Here is a 19,180-nt window from a genome sequence, read left to right as displayed (position 1 = left end):
ACGACTGATTTTATTCAAAAAATGAGTCAAGGAATTCCTATTTTAGGAACGTTAACCAAAAAATGTATCGTTGAAAAACTGACTGATTTTACCTTCAGAATTATTTTAACTCAAGGTTTAAACAGGCAAATTAGAAGAATGTGTGAATACCTTGATTATGAAGTAACAAAACTTAAACGAATTCGAATTATGAATGTAAGTTTAGGAAACCTAAAGGTTGGTGAATATAGAGCGTTAACTTCTGAAGAAATGCATCAAATTAATGCCATGATTTCTACTTCATCTAAAACAGAAGAAGCATCTAAAGATATTCAAAAAAAGAAATTTTCCCCAAGTACTAATCCAAGACTTCAAAAAAGAAAACGAAACTTTTAACTTTTAACTTTCATACTTTTAACTTTCAACTTTAAATCTTATATAACTATCTTTGCCGACTATGCAATTTGAATTAAAGAAAACTGACGCTCAAAGCAAGGCAAGAGCTGGAATAATAACTACCGATCACGGTACAATTGAAACACCAATTTTTATGCCTGTTGGTACTGTTGGTACTGTTAAAGGTGTTCACCAAACTGAATTAAAAGATGAAATAAATCCTGATATTATTTTAGGAAATACATATCATTTGTACTTACGCCCAAAAACACAAATTTTAGAACAAGCTGGCGGTTTGCACAAATTTATGAATTGGGATCGTAATATTTTAACTGATAGTGGTGGTTATCAGGTTTATTCACTTTCAGGAACAAGAAAAATTAAAGAAGAAGGTGTGAAATTTAAAAGTCATATTGATGGTTCTTATCATACATTTACACCTGAAAACGTGATGGATATACAACGTACAATTGGCGCTGATATTATTATGGCTTTTGATGAATGCACGCCTTATCCCTGTGATTATAACTATGCCAAACGCTCTATGCACATGACACATCGTTGGTTAAACCGTTGCATCACTCATTTGGAAAAAACGCCATTTAAATACGATTATAGTCAAGCCTTTTTCCCTATAGTTCAAGGAAGTACTTATAAAGATTTAAGAAAACAATCTGCTGAATTTATTGCTTCCGTTGGTGCAGAAGGAAATGCAATTGGAGGGCTTTCAGTTGGTGAACCTGCTGAAGAAATGTATGAAATGACTGAAATTGTAACAGCAATTCTTCCAGAAGATAAACCAAGATATTTAATGGGAGTTGGTACACCAATTAACATTTTAGAAAATATTGCGTTAGGAATTGATATGTTTGATTGTGTAATGCCCACGCGTAATGCTCGTAACGGAATGATATTTACAGCTCATGGAACCATAAATATTAAAAATAAAAAATGGGAAAATGATTTTTCTGCTATAGATGATATGGATATAACTTTTGTAGATACCATCTATTCAAAAGCTTATTTACGCCATTTATTTGCTGCTAATGAATTGTTAGGAAAACAAATCGCTTCAATTCATAATTTAGGTTTTTATTTATGGTTGACTCGTGAAGCAAGAAAGCATATATTAGCAGGTGATTTTACCGAATGGAAAAACCGCATGGTAAAACAATTAGACAAAAGACTTTAATAAAAAAGTTAGCAATTGAGAATACTTGATAAATACATTTTAAAAAAATATTTAAGCTCTGTTGCTTTAGTATTAACTTTATTATTACCAATAGCCATTGCCATTGATGTATCTGAAAAAGTTGATAAGTTCTTAAGACATGCTGACTTATCTGTTGGTGAAATTATTAAGGATTATTATCTGAATTTTATCATCATTTTTGGAAATACTTTTTTGCCTTTAGCACTATTTATTGCAGTTATATTTTTCACTTCAAAATTGGCTGGAAATACAGAAATTATTGCAATACATTCAGCCAAAATATCGTTTACAAGATTTCTCAAGCCTTATTTTATAGGAGCTACAATTATTACTGTTTTTGCATTGCTCATGAACCATTTTATTGTACCCCGTAGCAACAAAATATATGAAGAATTTATAAGAACTTATCTGGCTACAAAAAAGTTTGATGCAAGCTATTTAAATAACGTAAACTTACAATTAGGTCCTAATGATTATATCTTCTTAAAGAACTTTAGAGTTGAAAATAATATGGGGTATAATTTTTCTTATGAGAAATTTGAAGGGAACAAACTTACTTATAAATTATTTTCTGATAATATTAGATGGAAAGAAAATGATAGCACTTTTACATTAACTAACTATAGAAAAAGATATATTTTTAAGGATAAGGACAGTATTGAATACGGCACAAAATTAGATACTACTTTTGCTTTTACACCTAAAGATTTAGTAAATGTAGCCTATATGGCCAAAGAAATGACATCATTTAAATTATATGATTTCATTCAACAATCTAAAAAACGTGGAGTTAGTAATTTAAATACCTATTTAGTTGAATTTCATAAAAGAACTAGTTTACCTATATCATCATACATATTAACTTTTATTGCAGTAGCCCTTGCATCAAAAAAGCGAAGAGGTGGAATGGGAGTTAATCTTGCAATTGGTATTTCACTAATGTTTATTTATGTTTTTTTCTTGAAAATTGCGGAAGTTTTAGGAGCTGGGGCAAATACAAATTCATTTATAATGGTATGGTCTCCAAATATTATTTTTGGAGCATTAGCAATCTATTTATACATTAGAAATGCCAAAAACTAAACTGAACAACTATTTACATCTCCATTTATTGGTATTTATTTGGGGGTTTACAGCTATTTTAGGTGCATTAATTAGTGTTGATGCAATTCCATTAGTGTGGTATAGAATGTTTTTTGCTGTTTTAATTCTTTTAATCTATTTTTTAATTAAAAAAAAGTCTCTAAAAACTTCCCCCAGAGCATTGTTAAAATTTTTATTAAGTGGTATTATAATAGCTTTACATTGGATTGCTTTTTTTTCAGCTATAAAAGTTGCTAATATTTCAATTGCTTTAGTTGCAATGAGTACAGGAGCACTATTTACATCGCTTATTGAGCCTTTATTCTTTAAAAGAAGACTGATAATTTTAGAATTATTTTTTGGACTTATCGTTATTGCTGGATTATACATTATTTTTAATGTTGAAAGTCAATATGCATTAGGAATCATTTATGCTTTAATAGCATCATTTTTATCAGCATTATTTACAGTATTAAATGGTTTGTATATTAGAAAACATGAAGCTGATATAATTTCGTTTTATCAGTTACTTTTTGGCGTTGCATTTATCTCTATTTATGTTTTAGCAACAGCTGATTTTTCAATTCAAGACTTCTCTCTAAAAAATTCAGATATCATTTACCTATTAATATTAAGCAGTATTTGTACCGCCTATGCTTTTGTAGTTTCAGTAAATATAATGAAGTATTTAACGCCATACACCGTAATGTTAACCGTAAATTTAGAACCTGTTTATGGTATTATTTTAGCTGTACTATTCTTTGGTGATAAAGAAAAAATGAGTCCTCAATTTTATATTGGAGGACTCGTTATAGTTACAACTGTTATCATTAACGGAATTTTAAAAAATAAAAAAAGCAAATAATATAACTTTCAAATTTAAGAAGTTATTATATTTGTAGTTACATCCAAACTTAAAAATATGGAATATTTAGATTTTGAATTACCTATTAAAGAATTAGAAGAACAACTTACTAAATGTGAATTAATTGGTAAAGATAGTGATGTTGATGTGAGCGAAACTTGCAAAAATATTGAAGCAAAATTACTTAAAACAAAAAAGGATATCTACAAAAACTTGACTGCTTGGCAAAGAGTTCAGCTTTCTCGTCATCCAAATAGACCTTACACATTAGATCATATTAATGCACTTACAGGTGATACCTTTATGGAATTACATGGAGACCGAACAGTAGGTGATGACAAAGCAATGGTTGGAGGTTTAGGTAAAATTGGAGATCAATCATTTATGTTCATAGGTCAACAAAAAGGATACAATACTAAAACTCGTCAATATAGAAATTTCGGAATGTCTAACCCTGAAGGTTATAGAAAAGCATTACGACTAATGAAAATGGCTGAAAAATTTGGTATTCCTGTGGTGACTTTATTAGATACTCCAGGAGCTTATCCAGGTTTAGAAGCTGAAGAACGTGGGCAAGGCGAAGCAATTGCTAGAAATATTTTAGAAATGACTCGCTTAAAAACACCTATTATTACTGTTGTAATTGGTGAAGGAGCTTCAGGTGGCGCAGTAGGTATTGGTGTTGGAGATAGAGTTTACATGATGGAAAACACATGGTATTCTGTTATTTCTCCAGAATCATGCTCTTCTATTTTATGGAGAAGCTGGGAACATAAAGAAGAAGCTGCAGAAGCCCTAAAATTAACTGCTGAAGATATGAAGAAGCAAAAGTTAATTGATGGTATTATTAAAGAACCGCTTGGAGGAGCACATTATGATCGTGAAGCCGCTTTTAAAGAAGTTGAAAAAACCATTCTTAAAGCTTATAAAGAATTAAAAGATTTATCATCTAAAGAATTGATAAAACAACGAATGGATAAATATGAAAACATGGGTGTTTTTAAAGGATAAAATAAAACTAAACCTCTCAACTTTGAGAGGTTTTTTTTATTAACTTTATTAGTATGTATATACTATCTCCAAAACAACTTGCAAAAGCAGATAAAGTAACTATTACAAACAATAATATAGCTTCAGTTGATTTAATGGAGCATGCTGCTACTCTTTGCTTTCAATGGTTGCACAGTCGATTACAAGGTCAGCATATTAAAATTCATGTATTTTGTGGTATTGGAAATAATGGTGGAGATGGTTTAGTAATTGCAAGGCAATTATTTCAACATGGCTATAATGTAAGTTGTTATATTGTTAATTTTAGCGATAAAAGAACCAATGAATTTTTAACAAATTACAGCCGCTTAAAAGAATTAGGAGTATGGCCAACAGTAATTAATAATGAGAATGAATTTCCTGAAGTTTCGTTTGAAGATATAGTTATTGATGCTATTTTTGGAAACGGATTAACAAGAAAACCTGAAGGCTTTACTAAAAAATTAATTCAATATATTAATAACACAAAAGTTTTTACACTTGCAATTGATGTTCCTTCTGGACTTTTCAGTGATAAAACATTACTACCTAAACAAGTGGTTTTAAGAGCTAGTCATACGCTTTCTTTCCAAACTCCTAAATTGGCGTTTTTACTACCTGAAAATAAAGAATATCTGAATACTTGGGAGGTAATTGATATTGGTTTAGATGAAGATTTTATACATAATTTACAACCAAAATTGCATTACATTTCAAAAAGTGACATCATTCCTTTATATAAACCTCGCAATAAATGGTCTCATAAAGGAACTTATGGTCATTCTTTAATAATTGGCGGAAGTTTTGGTAAAATTGGAGCGGTTACGCTAGCCACAAAAGCTGCTTTAAAAATTGGTAGTGGTTTAGTGACCGCTTATCTACCAAAATGCGGTTATAACATCTTACAAATTTCTGCGCCAGAAGCAATGGTTGAAGTTGATGACGAACAAGTTTTAACCTATTATAATTTTAAAACAATCCCAACTATAATAGGTATTGGGCCCGGAATGGGAACTTCTGAAAAAACAGCCATAGGATTTGAAAAATTTATTAAAGAAAATAAATTACCACTAGTCATAGACGCTGATGCTATTAATTTACTTGCTCAAAATAAATCACTTCTCACCTATTTACCTGAAAAGACTATTTTAACACCGCATCCAAAAGAACTAGAAAGGTTAATTGGAATTTGGAAAAATGATTATGATAAACTTGAAATTGCTTTAAAATTTTGTAAAGAACACAGCTTAATCATAGTTATTAAAGGAGCACATACTGCTGTTATTGATGGTGAATCAATGTATTTTAACTCTACTGGAAATCCAGCACTTGCAACTGCTGGAAGTGGCGATGTGCTAACTGGGCTTATCACTGGCCTTATTGCGCAAGGTTACCAACCTAAAAACGCTGCTATTTTTGGTGTTTTCTTACATGGAAAAACTGCTGATATTGCTATTCAAGAAACTGCTTATGAAACTTTTACTGCAAGTACTATTTTAGAATATTTACCCAATGCAATATTAGATTTATTTAATCAAGAAAATATAGAAGAAGTTGAAAGTGAAAAGGCAGAACCTTCATCAGAAGCTTAAACTATAATCGTAAAAAAAACCGTCTAAAACATAATGAAATTTTAGACGGTTTTTTTATGATAAATTAAATTCCTAATTCAATAAATAAAGCTTTTAATTTAGGATTAGACGGTCTATCAGCATCTGCATCAACAATATTACCTTCAGGATCTAACAAAATGAATCTTGGAATAGAATTTATACCATATTCAGTAATAAATGTAGACTCAAAATCTGTATCAGCGAATAATTGCACACCACTTAACCCTTCATTCTTCACCATTTGAACCCACGTTTCATAAGCTTCTGGCTTATCCACAGAAATACTTACAAATTCTATATTCCTACCATGAAATTCCTTTTCTAATACTTTTAAATATGGTATTTCAGCTTTACAAGGTGCGCACCAAGTTGCCCAAACATCAATAAAAACATATTTGCCTTTTAAATCTGACAATGATGTAGTACCTCCATTACTGTTTTCATAATTAGTAAAAACAGGAGACACTTTTCCTTTTGCGAAACGCACTATATTTTCATGCATTTTTTCGTAATTAGACTCAATATAACCAAAAAACATTTCGTCATTTCTTTCGTCCATTTTAATAATTATTGAATCCAAATTAGTGGCAGTTTCTTTGTAAGCTTCCAATATAGATTTAGCTTCAATAACTTTAGCTGTATAAGCTTCCTTTTCTAATTTAAAATATGTTTTAGGGTTTGCTAAATCACTCATGTAAAACGAGCGTTTATTCTCCATGAAATTATTTGTTTCAGCCCCTTTTCCTGTAAAAGAAATACCATCAGAAAATTTTTCGCCTTTAAATTCTAAATTTAAATCGAAACCGTTTTTTAAATACAATGTAATTCTATCATTCCCATTTGCAATTGCATGAACACCATCAGATATTTTTAAAGTATCAGAAAACACACCATTTTTATCAACAGCAATTTCTTTAGAAAACCCTCTTCCTTGTATCACTATCTTTTCAACTCCAACAGTTTTAAGAGTCCCTTTTAAAGTTACATAATCTTTAACCTCGTTTTTACAAGAGACCATTAGCAGTGTTAAAAAAATCCAAATTATTTTTTTCATTTTTATATGTTAGTTATTATTAAATACTTAATTCATTAAACAAATCAATCAATCTAGCTTCAGATGGTTTTGGCGCATTGGAATTTACGATAGTACCGTTTGGATCAATTAAAATAAAACGAGGAATTGCTTTAACTAAGTATCCTGTTACAAAATCAGATTTCCAGCTGTTATCAGCAAATAACTGAATTCCTCCTAATTGCTCTTCCCTAACCATATTTTGCCATTTATCATGAGCTTCTAACTTATCTACTGAAAGGCTCACAAACTCAATATTTTTACCCTCATACTGTTTTTCAACTTTTTGAAGAAAAGGTATTTCTTTCTTACAAGGTCCACACCACGTTGCCCAAACATCTACATAAACATATTTTCCTTTTAAATCACTTAGAGAGGTTGTTCCTCCAGCAAAATTTTCATAGTTATTAAATTGTGGTGAAGGTTGACCTTTTGCTACTGTTTTTAACTTATCATAACTTTCAGTAATTTCCTTTTTATGAATATCATTTGTTGAAATTTTCATAAACATCGCATAAAACTTCTCCAATTCTTCAGTATATGTAATCCCATATTTTGCATTATTAAATAATAAGCTGTTTTTTATAGTTTCATTTGGTATGATACTAACAGCTTTTATAAAAGCAAATTCTTCGGTAATAGAATCTTTTTCTACCAATTTAGTAGCTTCTTCATAAAAATGTGAAGTAACTATTTTTTCATAATCACTAGAAAATGTAAAGTCTTCTTCATTTTCATAATTAAAGTTTCCTAATTCATTTAAAAATCCTTCAGATATTTTAAAACCAGGTTTTTCAGCATAATGCTCATGATATTGTTGGTAAATAGAAATTTGATATAAGTATGAGTAGTTAATATTTCTTAACTCTTTTACTTTAAATTCTTTTGAAATACCTGTTGAAGCTGATAATATTCCTTCTAAAGCAGTTTTAATTTCATTAAATTTAGTTTTGTATGCTAATTCTTCAAGTTTATATACATCCGTATTATTCCCTGCTAATTCTTTCTCTTTTTTCTCTTTAGAAAATAAATAATTACTTATTTCAGAACCAACACCCGAAAATATTAAACTATTTTCTAAATCATTGGCATCATAACTAATATTTACATTATTTCCTGCATCAATATAAACTTTAGTTTTATTTTTTCCGTCATACAAAAAATAAGTATCGGTTTTAATTTTAAGGGTATCTGTAAAGCTACCATCTTCCGCTACATTAATTACTTTTTTAATTATTCTATCATTACTATTAATAGTAAGTTCACCTTTTACATTAATAATATTACCTGAAATAATTGCATAATCTTTAGGTGCTTCATTTTTACAAGAAATCACCATTAATACAGCAACAAAAAACCATATATTTTTCATATTAAATACTTAATTTGTTAATAATTTGTCAAAGATAAAATTTATTATCTTATAAGGTAAAATTAGCATTACTTTAACAAATAATTTGCATATATCAATTGGTTTATTGAATTTTGATACCATTAAAAATAAGACATGAGCAACATACATTATATAGATTCTAAGCAATTGAATTTTGAAATTTTAAGTACCATTTTATTTACTGAAAAGCAACTTCAACTTTCTGAAGAAGCTATAGAAAATATTAATAAGTGTAGAGACTATTTAGATAAAAAAGTAAAATCAGACTCTGCTCCTATTTATGGTATTAATACTGGGTTTGGATCGTTATGTAATGTTAAAATTAACAGCGATAATTTACAATTATTACAAGAAAATTTAGTGATGAGCCACGCTTGTGGAACAGGAAGTGAAGTTTCAAAAGATATTGTAAAATTAATGTTAATTCTTAAGATTCAGTCATTAAGTTATGGATACTCTGGCGTACAATTAAAAACAGTTGAACGACTAATAGATTTTTACAATCATAATATTATTCCTGTTATTTATACACAAGGTTCTTTAGGTGCTTCGGGAGATTTGGCTCCATTAGCACATTTATCACTGCCGTTAATTGGAAAGGGAGAAGTATATTACAATAATGAACGAATTTCAGGGGAAGAACTTTTGAAGAAATTTAATTGGAATAAAATTGAATTAAAATCGAAAGAAGGTTTGGCATTATTAAACGGTACTCAATTTATGAGTGCATATGGGGTTCATTTAATATTAAAATCTTTCAAACTTTCCTATTTTGCTGACTTAGTTGGTGCATTATCTTTAGAAGCTTTTGATGGAAGGTTATCGCCATTTAATGAGTTAATTCATTTTATTAGACCTCATAATGGTCAAATTAAAACAGCTAAAAGAATTAGTAATTTTTTAGATGGCAGTGAATTAATTGAACAATATAAAGAGCATGTACAAGATCCATATTCATTTAGATGTATGCCTCAAGTTCATGGAGCAAGTAAAGATGCTTTAGATTATTGCAAAAAAACTTTTTTAACTGAAATTAACTCTGTAACAGATAATCCTAATATATTTATTGAAGCCGATGAAATAATTTCAGGTGGAAACTTTCACGGACAACCTTTAGCTTTAGCTTTTGACTTTTTAAGTATCGCTATGGCAGAATTAGGTAGCATTTCAGAAAGAAGAACATTTCAACTTGTTTCAGGACTTAGAAGTTTACCTCCATTTTTAGTGAAGAATCCAGGTTTAAATAGTGGTTTTATGATTCCACAATATACCGCTGCAAGTATTGTTAGCCAAAACAAACAATTAGCAACACCAGCTTCCATTGACTCAATAGTGTCTAGTAACGGACAGGAAGACCACGTAAGTATGGGTGCAAATGCTGCAACGAAAGCAAAACAAATTGTTGATAATATTGAAACTATCTTAGCAATTGAGTTGCTGAATGCTTCACAAGCACTTCATTTTAGATTGCCTATTAAAACATCACCATTTTTGGAGTCATTTTTAAAACTATTTAGAAGTGAAGTTCCTTTTATTGAGAATGATATTGTTTTAAGTTTAGAAATAAAAAAAACAGTTCAGTTCTTACAGAATTTAAACATTGACACTGAAGAATTATTTGAGTATTAAACAAAAAAAAGCGTTAGGTAAACCTAACGCTTCTAATTCAAATAACCAATACAATTTTTTATCTATTCTTATATTCCAAATCTTCTTTTACTGTTCCAAGTTATACTTTTCGCATTTCTAAAATCTACCGTAGCTGATTTTATTTTGCTGTCCTGATTTTTTTCTATTTTATTGACTTTCATAATTGTTAGTATTAATTATGGTACAAAGATACAATAACTTTAAAATTATAACAAAATATATTTTATAAATTTGTCAAAATTTTAACAAAAAAAGATGCTTAAATTAGTGAATTACTAACGAAAACGTTTTCTTTTTGATGTATTGTTAATAATTATTATACGTGTAATTTATAAATCTTATTTGATTTAATACAGAATCATTAATCTTTTGAAGAGTCAAGTGTTATTTTCCCTGAAAGAATTTGAAAATACATTTTAAAGTCAGATTTTAAACTCCATAATGGATATTTAAAGGTCGCTGGTTTATTTCTTTCAAAAAAGAAATGACCTACCCAAGCAAAACCATAACCGCTTAAGGGTATGAAAATAAGCCAATATGGGTTTAAATGTATAATTGAAGTTAAAGCTAATGCTAAAACTATTGTTGTTCCTATTATATGTAATAATCTACAAGTTTTATTACGATGCTGTTTCAAATAAAATGCGTAAAACACTTCAAACGATTGTATTCTTTCTTTCATAAAGTAAGCATTTAAATTTCGAATTCAATATACCTTAAATAATTTATTTTAGCTTAACTAAAATTTACAAAATAAAAAATCCGAACATATATTCGGATTCTTATAGGTTTAATCAAATTAATCATGATTAATAAATGTTATACTTAAGCCCAAACATTACATTTCCCTTTGGCATTGGTACTTGTCCAACTTCAATATAAGCTGTATTTAATATATTATTTGCGTTTAGCGATACTTCAAAATTACTTAAAGTGGCACTCACTTTTGCATCAACCAAGTTATAACTTTGCCCCATTGTTCTTTCAACATATCTATAAGAAATACTTTGCTTTAAAAATGTTAGAAATTTAGTATCAAAACTTGCAGTAAACTGATGTTTTAAACTATTTAATGAATAACGTGTAAAATTCACATTGGTATCATTAATTTTATCATCTATAAAATTGTAATTCACATCTAAGTTTTGAAGAAATTGTCCCATTTTAAATTGATAATTAACTGATGTTTCAAAACCTTTGGTTTCAACACTACTAAAATTTTGAGTTTTCCATTTTTCAGTAATTGTGCTTCTCGTCCAATCAATTAAATTATCCGAATTTCTATTAAATAAAGAAAATGTAAGATTAAAATTATCTGTTAAGTATTTAATACCAATCTCTTCAGAAATAGCAGATTCAGGCTGTAAATCAGGATTTCCTTCATTCCCTGGGTCAGAATAATAAAGATCCGTATACGTTGGTACTCTATACGTATAACCAATATTTCCAAAAATCTTTAAATTACTTGTGATATCATATCCTATATCTATACCTGGTAAAAATTGAGTATCAAAATCAGAAAATGAACTAATTGCAATTCCTAAAGTAACATCAAATTTTTCTAAATTATCAAAACGATGCTCAAAAAATGAGTTTAATACAAATCTTTCTCTATCCCCTAAATTATTACTTGATAAATAAACTTTTGAAGCATCAATTCCAAAACCTGTTTTCCCCAACTTTGATCTATAAACCATGTTTGCTTCAACACCCACTTTGTTTGAAATATGAAAATTTCTATAAAAAGAAGGATCTTCTCTTTTCAATAAAAACATATCTTGATTTCTTCTCCAATAAATACGTGGTTTAAATGTTAAATTTTGAAAATTATAATTTGAAGCTACTGCGAACAAACTATTTTGAGTTTCTTCATACTCTTTAAAATTAGGATTTGAGGTATAAAAATTTTCGGCTCCAAATTTACGTTCATTAAACGATGCAATTATAGTATAATTTTTAAGTTGAGACTTCAAAAACACAGCTGTATTATCAAAATCAGAATTAATTCTGTACCCATCAGATTTTTGCTTCTCAATGTGCGCCAATATAGCAGCATTATCATTAAACTTTTCTTGAATACCAACTGCAATTTTTCTATTCTCATAAGAACCATATCCTAATTTAACATTCAAAGAATTGTTAGTTATTTTTTTGGTTACAATATTAATAGCGCCAGCAAAAGCGTTTTGTCCATAAATACGAGCTGCAGGTCCTTTTACAATTTCAATTCTCTCAATATTATCTAATGATAGAATGGCATTCATTGTATGATGACCTGTTTGTGAATCATCCATTTTTACGCCATCAATTAATAGTAAGGTTTGATCAAAGTTACCACCACGAATATATAAATCTGATTGCATACCATCTGTACCTCTTCGTCTCACATCTACACCTGCAACGGTTTGCAATAAATCAGCTAAATTTGTTGCGGGAGTATTTGCTATTTTGACAGAACTAATAACAGAAACTGTTCTAGATCCTTCAGAAATTGGTAATGATATACGGTTTGATGAAACAATTACTTCTTTCAGTTTAATAGTGTCATTTTGTGCATTTACCGTTAATGTTGTAAACACAAATAGTATAATTATTTTAATTGAATTTTTCATAAATAGTGATTTAAAAACTGCCGCAAAAATAGTAACTTTCCGGACGATTAACATAGTCCAGTTTTAAAATGAAAGATAGTCCGGTTAATGCTCTTTTTAAACAACTAATTAATTTAGATAAATCTAAACTACAACCGCTATATATACAGGCCTCGGGGCAAATTATAAATGCTATCCAGCGTAACTATTTATCCAAAGGAACAATGCTACCAGGAACAAGAGTATTAAGTAAATTATTAAATGTTCACAGGAATACTACAGTTGCTATCTATGAGGAGTTGGCCTCACAAGGTTGGGTTGAAATTATACCAAATAAAGGTACTTTTGTTATAGAACCTGAGCAAATAAATGCAAAAATAAAAGCAACTTCCCAAAAATTAAATGAAGTATTTACTTATGCAAAAAAAACAGGATTTCCTTTTCAAGAGTCATTTCATTTAGCTTCAACTATTCAGTTTTCAAAAACAAAGTATTCCATTAATGATGGTAAACCAGATTTACGCTTGCATCCTGTGCATCAATTCTCAAGGTGGTATAGCGCTTCAATGAAACGTAAAACTTTAATCAATAAATGGAACAGATCAGACCCTTTTTTCAACTCTTTATTCCAAGCTCAATTATGTAATTACTTAAATGCAACTAGAGGATTTCATATTAGCCCTAATAATATAATAAATACACGTAGTACTGAAATGAGTTTATATGTGGTATCTCAACTCTTAATAAAACAAAACGATATTGTATTAGTAGGACATTTAAGTAATTATGCATCTAATATGATTTTTCAACAAACAGGTGCAAGAATAAAAACAATTCCAGTAGATCAAAATGGTTTAAATATTGAATATATAAAGAAGCACTTCGTAAAACATAGTATTAGATGTGTATATATATGCGCTCATAGAGATTACCCAACTGTTGTTACATTAAGTGCAACACGTCGTTTAGAGTTACTACAACTAGCTAAAGAGTATGGATTTGCTATTATTGAAGATGATTATGATTATGATTTTCAGTTTGAAGGTTCTGCAATGCTACCTATGGCGTGTTCAGATGCAAATGGTATGGTTATATATTTAGGAAAACTTGGGCAGTCCTTATTTCCAAGTTTTCAAATAGGATTTGTAATAGCCCCAGAAAACCTGATTTCGGAAGCTAAGAATTATTTAGAGTTAATAGATAAACAAGGTGATTTAATCCAAGAACAAATGCTATTGGAATTAATTAATGAAGGGGAAATATACCGGCTTACGAAAAAGAGTATTGTCACCTATAAAAAAAGACGAGATGTTTTATGTAATCTTTTAACTACATATTTTATAGATAACGCGCAATGGGAAATTCCTTCAGGTGGATTAGCCATATGGTTACAGTTTCAGCCGAAAATATCGCTATTAAAACTAGCTAAAGAAGCCGAAAAAAATGATTTATTTCTACCAAAAACTATTCTTTATCAAAATAAAAATACATGTGCTATTCGATTTGGATTTGGGCATTTAGATGAGCACGAGATAGAATTTGTGATTAAAAAATTAAAAAAGGCTTATGATGCGGTAATCCTAAAATAAAAAAACCCGAACAATTGTTCGGGTTTTTAAGTTAGTTATGCTTCACCTGTAGGTCCAAAATTCATTGGAATAGGAGGCTGTTCATAATCTTTTATTTCACCATGATTTTTCTCAAATCTTTTAACATTTTCAGCCAATGCTTTCACTAATCGCTTTGCATGTTGAGGGGTTAAAATTATTCTTGATTTCACTTTTGCCTTTGGTTGCCCAGGCATAACACTTATAAAATCAACAATAAACTCTGAAACGGAATGATTAATTATTGCTAAGTTAGCATAAGTGCCTTCAGCAACTTTATCATCAAGTTCAATATTTATTTGCCCTTCTTTTTTAGATTTTTGATCGCTCATGATTATAATTTTGAGTCCATTTCTTCTTTAGAACCTACAATAATATTATCGTAATCTCTCATCCCTGTTCCTGCTGGAATACGTTTACCAACAATAACATTTTCTTTCAATCCTTCTAAATAATCAACTTTACCACTAACTGCAGCTTCGTTTAATACTTTTGTAGTCTCTTGGAATGATGCAGCAGAAATAAACGATTTAGTTTGTAATGACGCTCTTGTAATACCTTGCAAAATTTGTTCAGCTGTAGCTGGTTTTGCATCTCTAGCCTCTACTAAGTTTTTATCTTCTCTTCGTAAAACAGAATTTTCATCACGTAATTCACGAGGTGTAATAATTTGCCCCTCTTTTAAATTTTTAGAATCACCAGCATTTTCAATTACTTTCATTCCATAAATTTTATCATTATCTTCAATAAATTCATTTTTATGAATCAATTGATTTTCAAGGAATAATGTATCTCCTGAATCAATAATTTTTACTTTACGCATCATCTGACGAACAACAACCTCAAAATGTTTATCATTAATTTTTACACCTTGTAAACGATATACCTCTTGAATTTCATTTACTAAATACTCCTGAACTTTTCCAGGTCCTTGAATATTTAAAATGTCATTTGGTGTAACTGCACCTTCAGAAAGTGGCATCCCTGCTTTAATAAAATCGTTTTCTTGAACTAAAATTTGATTAGAAAGTTTAATTAAATACTTTGTAACTTCTCCTAATTTAGATTCAACAATTATTTCACGATTACCACGTTTAATTTTTCCGAATGAAACAACTCCATCGATTTCAGATACAACTGCTGGGTTAGAAGGATTACGTGCTTCAAATAATTCAGTTACACGTGGTAAACCTCCTGTAATATCTCCAGATCTACCTGATTTACGAGGAATCTTTACAATAATTTTACCTGAAGGTATTTTTTCTCCATCTTCAACAATTAAATGTGCTCCCACTGGTAAGTTATAAGATCTAATCACATTATCATTGTCATCCATCACTAATAATGTTGGAATCGTTTTTTTGTTTTTAGATTCTATAATAACTTTTTCTTGAAAACCTGTTTGCTCATCAATTTCAATAAGATAGTTGATACCAACTTCAATATTTTCGAACTTAATTGTACCTGCAAATTCAGAAATTATTACCCCATTGAATGGATCCCATTTACAAACGATATCTCCTTTTTTAAGTTTTTGACCATTCTTAACAAAAATGGTAGAACCGTAAGGAATATTATTTGTACTAAGAGTTAATCCTGTTTTTTCATCAATCACTTTAAGTTCAGATGTTCTTGAAATTACAATTTCAATTTCATTACCATCAGCATCTTTACCTTTAACAGTACTTAAATCTTCAATAACTGCTTTACCAGAAAATTTAGTGTCTAAGTTACTTTCTTCCGAAATATTTCCTGCAACCCCTCCAACGTGGAATGTTCTTAATGTTAACTGAGTACCTGGTTCTCCAATTGATTGTGCTGCAATAACTCCTACTGCCTCACCTTTTTGAACCATTTTTCTAGTTGATAAGCTATGTCCATAACATTTTGCACAAATACCTTTCTTAGCTTCACAAGTTAATGCCGAACGTACTTCTACTCCAATTAGTGGTGAATTTTCAATTCTTCTTGCTATTTCTGTAGAAATTTCTTCACCTGCTGACACCAATAATTCTTCCGTAAGAGGATCAACTACATCGTGTAATGATACACGTCCATCAATTCTTTCACTTAAACTCTCTACAATTTCATCATTCTTTTTAAGTGGTTCAACAAATAATCCTCTTAAAGTACCACAATCCACTTCATTTACAATAACATCCTGAGAAACATCAACCAAACGACGAGTTAAATAACCTGCATCGGCTGTTTTTAATGCTGTATCGGCCAAACCTTTACGAGCACCGTGAGTTGAAATAAAGTATTCTAAAATTGATAATCCTTCTTTAAAGTTAGATAAAATTGGATTTTCAATAATTTCCCCACCACTTGATGTAGATTTTTTAGGTTTCGCCATTAATCCACGCATACCTGTTAACTGTCTAATTTGTTCTTTAGAACCCCTTGCACCAGAATCTAGCATCATAAATACTGAGTTAAACCCTTGTTGGTCTTCTCTTAAACGTTTCATTGAAAGTTCTGTTAAACGATTGTTTGTTGAACCCCAAATATCAATTACCTGATTGTAACGTTCTTTGTTTGTTAACATACCCATATTATAGTTTACCATAATATTGTCAACTTGAGCGTTAGCTTCAGCAATCATTGTATGTTTTTCTGGTGGAATAATAATATCCCCTAAACTAAATGATAGACCACCACGGAATGCAAACATATATCCCATATCCTTCATATCATCCAAGAACTTTCCTGTAGTAGGAACATCAGTTACCTTTAATATTTCACCAATAATATCTCTTAAAGATTTTTTTGTTAAAACTTCATTAATATAACCTGCTGCTTCTGGTACAACTTCATTAAATAAAACTCTACCTACAGTAGTTTCTATTATTTGATTTACAAGCTCTCTTTTTTCGTTAAAATCTTTTGTTCTAACTTTAATTACAGCATTTAAATCAACTGCCTTTTCATTATATGCAATGGTTACTTCTTCAGGTGAATAAAAAGTTAATCCCTCTCCTTTAATTGGATACTCTGGAGTAGATTTTCTTTCTTTAGTCATATAATACAACCCTAAAACCATATCCTGAGAAGGTACCGTAACTGGAGCACCATTAGCAGGGTTTAATATATTATGAGAACCTAATAATAATAATTGGCACTCTAAAATAGCTTCAGGACCTAATGGTAAATGTACTGCCATTTGATCTCCATCAAAATCGGCATTAAATGCTGTACATGATAATGGATGTAATTGTATTGCTTTTCCTTCAATTAATTTTGGTTGAAAAGCTTGAATACCTAAACGGTGTAACGTAGGAGCACGGTTTAACATTACAGGATGTCCTTTTAAAACATTCTCTAATATATCCCATACAACAGGTTCTCTTTTATCTATAATTTTCTTTGCAGATTTTACAGTTTTTACAATTCCTCTTTCAATTAATTTTCTAATTACAAAAGGTTTGTAAAGTTCTGCAGCCATATCTTTTGGCAATCCACATTCAAACAATTTTAATTCTGGTCCAACAACAATTACAGAACGTGCAGAATAATCAACACGTTTACCTAATAAGTTTTGACGGAAACGCCCTTGCTTACCTTTTAAGGAATCTGATAATGATTTTAATGGACGGTTAGATTCCGTTTTTACTGCTGAAGATTTACGCGTGTTATCAAATAATGAATCTACTGATTCTTGTAACATACGTTTTTCGTTACGTAAAATAACTTCTGGAGCTTTAATTTCAACCAATCTTTTTAAACGATTGTTACGTATAATTACTCTACGGTATAAATCATTTAAATCTGAAGTTGCAAATCTACCACCATCTAAAGGTACCAATGGACGTAATTCTGGTGGAATTACTGGAATTACTTTCATAATCATCCATTCTGGACGATTTTCTCTGTTTTTATTAGCATCTCTAAAAGATTCAACAACGTTTAATCTTTTTAATGCTTCAGTTTTACGTTGCTTAGAAGTTTCAGTATTAGCTTTATGACGTAATTCATATGAAAGCTCATCTAAATCAATACGATTAAATAAATCTATTAAACAAGCAGCTCCCATTTTAGCAATAAACTTATCTGGGTCATTATCGTCTAAATATTGATTTTCAACTGGGAAACTTTCCAGAATATCTAAATATTCTTCTTCCGTTAAGAAATCCATTTTTTGTAATGGTTCTCCTTCAGCATTTTTTGCTCCAGCAGGTTGAATTACTACATATCGCTCATAGTAAATAATCATATCTAACTTTTTAGATGGTAAACCTAAAAGGTATCCCATTTTGTTAGGTAATGATTTAAAATACCAAATATGAGCAATAGGAACTACTAAGTTAATGTGTCCTACTCTATCTCTTCTAACTTTTTTCTCAGTTACTTCAACACCACAACGGTCACAAACTATTCCTTTATAGCGAATTCTCTTGTATTTACCACAAGCACATTCATAATCTTTTATTGGGCCAAAAATACGTTCACAAAATAATCCATCTCTTTCAGGTTTATGTGTACGGTAATTAATGGTTTCTGGTTTTAATACTTCTCCTTTTGATTTCTCTAGAATTGCTTCTGGAGATGATAACCCAATAGAAATTTTATTAAACTTTTTTACAGTGTATTTCTCGATTTTTCTTGCCATGATATAATGATGGATTCGAATTTTAAAAATGAAAAAATATATAAATAGCTAAGAGGACAAACCTCTTAGCTATCCCTTTG

13 protein-coding genes and 1 pseudogene are annotated in these 19,180 nt (G+C 29.8%); 8 read left to right on the top strand and 6 right to left on the bottom strand.

Annotation, left to right across the window (positions count from 1 at the left end; translation table 11 throughout):
* From ABY863_RS05915 to ABY863_RS05890, 6 genes and pseudogenes are all read left to right on the top strand, one after another.
* Positions 1 to 375 (top strand): annotated as a pseudogene (locus tag ABY863_RS05915) (23S rRNA pseudouridine synthase F); the annotation flags it as partial.
* 61 nt (positions 376 to 436) lie between these two features.
* Positions 437 to 1,567, top strand: a complete 1,131-nt coding sequence (tgt, locus tag ABY863_RS05910; protein WP_372793337.1) for a tRNA guanosine(34) transglycosylase Tgt — start codon at positions 437 to 439, stop codon at positions 1,565 to 1,567.
* 15 nt (positions 1,568 to 1,582) lie between these two features.
* Positions 1,583 to 2,671 carry an LptF/LptG family permease gene (locus tag ABY863_RS05905; RefSeq protein ID WP_372793336.1) on the top strand — a complete coding sequence of 363 codons (1,089 nt, stop codon included), beginning with the start codon at positions 1,583 to 1,585 and terminating at the stop codon, positions 2,669 to 2,671.
* Positions 2,658 to 3,536, top strand: a complete 879-nt coding sequence (locus tag ABY863_RS05900) for a DMT family transporter (protein ID WP_372793335.1) — start codon at positions 2,658 to 2,660, stop codon at positions 3,534 to 3,536. The genes ABY863_RS05905 and ABY863_RS05900 overlap by 14 nt, the downstream gene beginning before the upstream one ends.
* A gap of 57 nt (positions 3,537 to 3,593) precedes the next feature.
* Entirely contained in the window at positions 3,594 to 4,547 is a 954-nt protein-coding gene (locus tag ABY863_RS05895) for an acetyl-CoA carboxylase carboxyltransferase subunit alpha (RefSeq protein WP_372793334.1), read from the top strand.
* Between the two features lie 53 nt (positions 4,548 to 4,600).
* Positions 4,601 to 6,157 (top strand): NAD(P)H-hydrate dehydratase, encoded by a 1,557-nt coding sequence (locus tag ABY863_RS05890; protein ID WP_372793333.1) that lies wholly within the window; start codon positions 4,601 to 4,603, stop codon positions 6,155 to 6,157.
* Between the two features lie 64 nt (positions 6,158 to 6,221).
* Here ABY863_RS05890 and ABY863_RS05885 read toward each other — a convergent pair whose 3' ends face one another.
* Together ABY863_RS05885 and ABY863_RS05880 are read right to left on the bottom strand one after the other, a co-directional pair.
* On the bottom strand, positions 6,222 to 7,232 hold the full coding sequence (locus tag ABY863_RS05885; RefSeq protein ID WP_372793332.1) for a TlpA family protein disulfide reductase: 1,011 nt from the start codon (positions 7,230 to 7,232) through the stop codon (positions 6,222 to 6,224).
* 19 nt (positions 7,233 to 7,251) lie between these two features.
* The gene (locus ABY863_RS05880; RefSeq protein ID WP_372793331.1) at positions 7,252 to 8,622 is read right to left on the bottom strand and encodes a TlpA family protein disulfide reductase; all 1,371 of its coding nucleotides are present in this window, start codon (positions 8,620 to 8,622) and stop codon (positions 7,252 to 7,254) included.
* 135 nt (positions 8,623 to 8,757) lie between these two features.
* Between ABY863_RS05880 and hutH the strand changes: the two genes are divergently transcribed.
* Positions 8,758 to 10,272 (top strand): histidine ammonia-lyase, encoded by a 1,515-nt coding sequence (gene hutH, locus ABY863_RS05875; RefSeq protein ID WP_372793330.1) that lies wholly within the window; start codon positions 8,758 to 8,760, stop codon positions 10,270 to 10,272.
* Between the two features lie 382 nt (positions 10,273 to 10,654).
* On the opposite strand, the gene ABY863_RS05870 is transcribed toward hutH, so the two are convergent.
* Together ABY863_RS05870 and ABY863_RS05865 are read right to left on the bottom strand one after the other, a co-directional pair.
* Positions 10,655 to 10,975, bottom strand: a complete 321-nt coding sequence (locus tag ABY863_RS05870; RefSeq protein WP_372793329.1) for an Mpo1-like protein — start codon at positions 10,973 to 10,975, stop codon at positions 10,655 to 10,657.
* A 127-nt stretch (positions 10,976 to 11,102) separates the two neighbouring features.
* A complete protein-coding gene (locus ABY863_RS05865) occupies positions 11,103 to 12,905 on the bottom strand; it encodes a TonB-dependent receptor (RefSeq protein WP_372793328.1) in 1,803 nt (600 codons plus the stop codon).
* A 68-nt stretch (positions 12,906 to 12,973) separates the two neighbouring features.
* On the opposite strand from ABY863_RS05865, the gene ABY863_RS05860 reads away from it, so the two are divergent.
* On the top strand, positions 12,974 to 14,473 hold the full coding sequence (locus ABY863_RS05860; protein ID WP_372793327.1) for a PLP-dependent aminotransferase family protein: 1,500 nt from the start codon (positions 12,974 to 12,976) through the stop codon (positions 14,471 to 14,473).
* A gap of 35 nt (positions 14,474 to 14,508) precedes the next feature.
* Here the strand turns inward: ABY863_RS05860 and ABY863_RS05855 are convergent, their stop codons facing one another.
* Positions 14,509 to 14,823, bottom strand: coding sequence for a DUF3467 domain-containing protein (locus ABY863_RS05855; protein ID WP_372793326.1), 315 nt, complete (start codon positions 14,821 to 14,823; stop codon positions 14,509 to 14,511).
* A gap of 2 nt (positions 14,824 to 14,825) precedes the next feature.
* Positions 14,826 to 19,100 carry a DNA-directed RNA polymerase subunit beta' gene (gene rpoC, locus ABY863_RS05850; RefSeq protein ID WP_372793325.1) on the bottom strand — a complete coding sequence of 1,425 codons (4,275 nt, stop codon included), beginning with the start codon at positions 19,098 to 19,100 and terminating at the stop codon, positions 14,826 to 14,828.
* Positions 19,101 to 19,180: the final 80 nt, after the last annotated feature.

Source organism: Lutibacter sp., assembly GCF_041562875.1.
Lineage (GTDB): Bacteria > Bacteroidota > Bacteroidia > Flavobacteriales > Flavobacteriaceae > Lutibacter.
The sequence above is the reverse complement of the archived record's forward strand: the minus strand, read 5'-3'. Positions and strand labels throughout refer to the sequence as shown.

Coding starts and splice junctions, on each gene's coding strand:
- tgt (WP_372793337.1), top strand. CDS start 437: ATGCAATTTGAATTAAAGAAAACTGACGCTCAAAGCAAGGCAAGAGCT.
- ABY863_RS05900 (WP_372793335.1), top strand. CDS start 2,658: ATGCCAAAAACTAAACTGAACAACTATTTACATCTCCATTTATTGGTA.
- ABY863_RS05895 (WP_372793334.1), top strand. CDS start 3,594: ATGGAATATTTAGATTTTGAATTACCTATTAAAGAATTAGAAGAACAA.
- ABY863_RS05890 (WP_372793333.1), top strand. CDS start 4,601: ATGTATATACTATCTCCAAAACAACTTGCAAAAGCAGATAAAGTAACT.
- ABY863_RS05885 (WP_372793332.1), bottom strand. CDS start 7,232: ATGAAAAAAATAATTTGGATTTTTTTAACACTGCTAATGGTCTCTTGT.
- ABY863_RS05880 (WP_372793331.1), bottom strand. CDS start 8,622: ATGAAAAATATATGGTTTTTTGTTGCTGTATTAATGGTGATTTCTTGT.
- hutH (WP_372793330.1), top strand. CDS start 8,758: ATGAGCAACATACATTATATAGATTCTAAGCAATTGAATTTTGAAATT.
- ABY863_RS05870 (WP_372793329.1), bottom strand. CDS start 10,975: ATGAAAGAAAGAATACAATCGTTTGAAGTGTTTTACGCATTTTATTTG.
- ABY863_RS05865 (WP_372793328.1), bottom strand. CDS start 12,905: ATGAAAAATTCAATTAAAATAATTATACTATTTGTGTTTACAACATTA.
- ABY863_RS05860 (WP_372793327.1), top strand. CDS start 12,974: ATGAAAGATAGTCCGGTTAATGCTCTTTTTAAACAACTAATTAATTTA.
- ABY863_RS05855 (WP_372793326.1), bottom strand. CDS start 14,823: ATGAGCGATCAAAAATCTAAAAAAGAAGGGCAAATAAATATTGAACTT.
- rpoC (WP_372793325.1), bottom strand. CDS start 19,100: ATGGCAAGAAAAATCGAGAAATACACTGTAAAAAAGTTTAATAAAATT.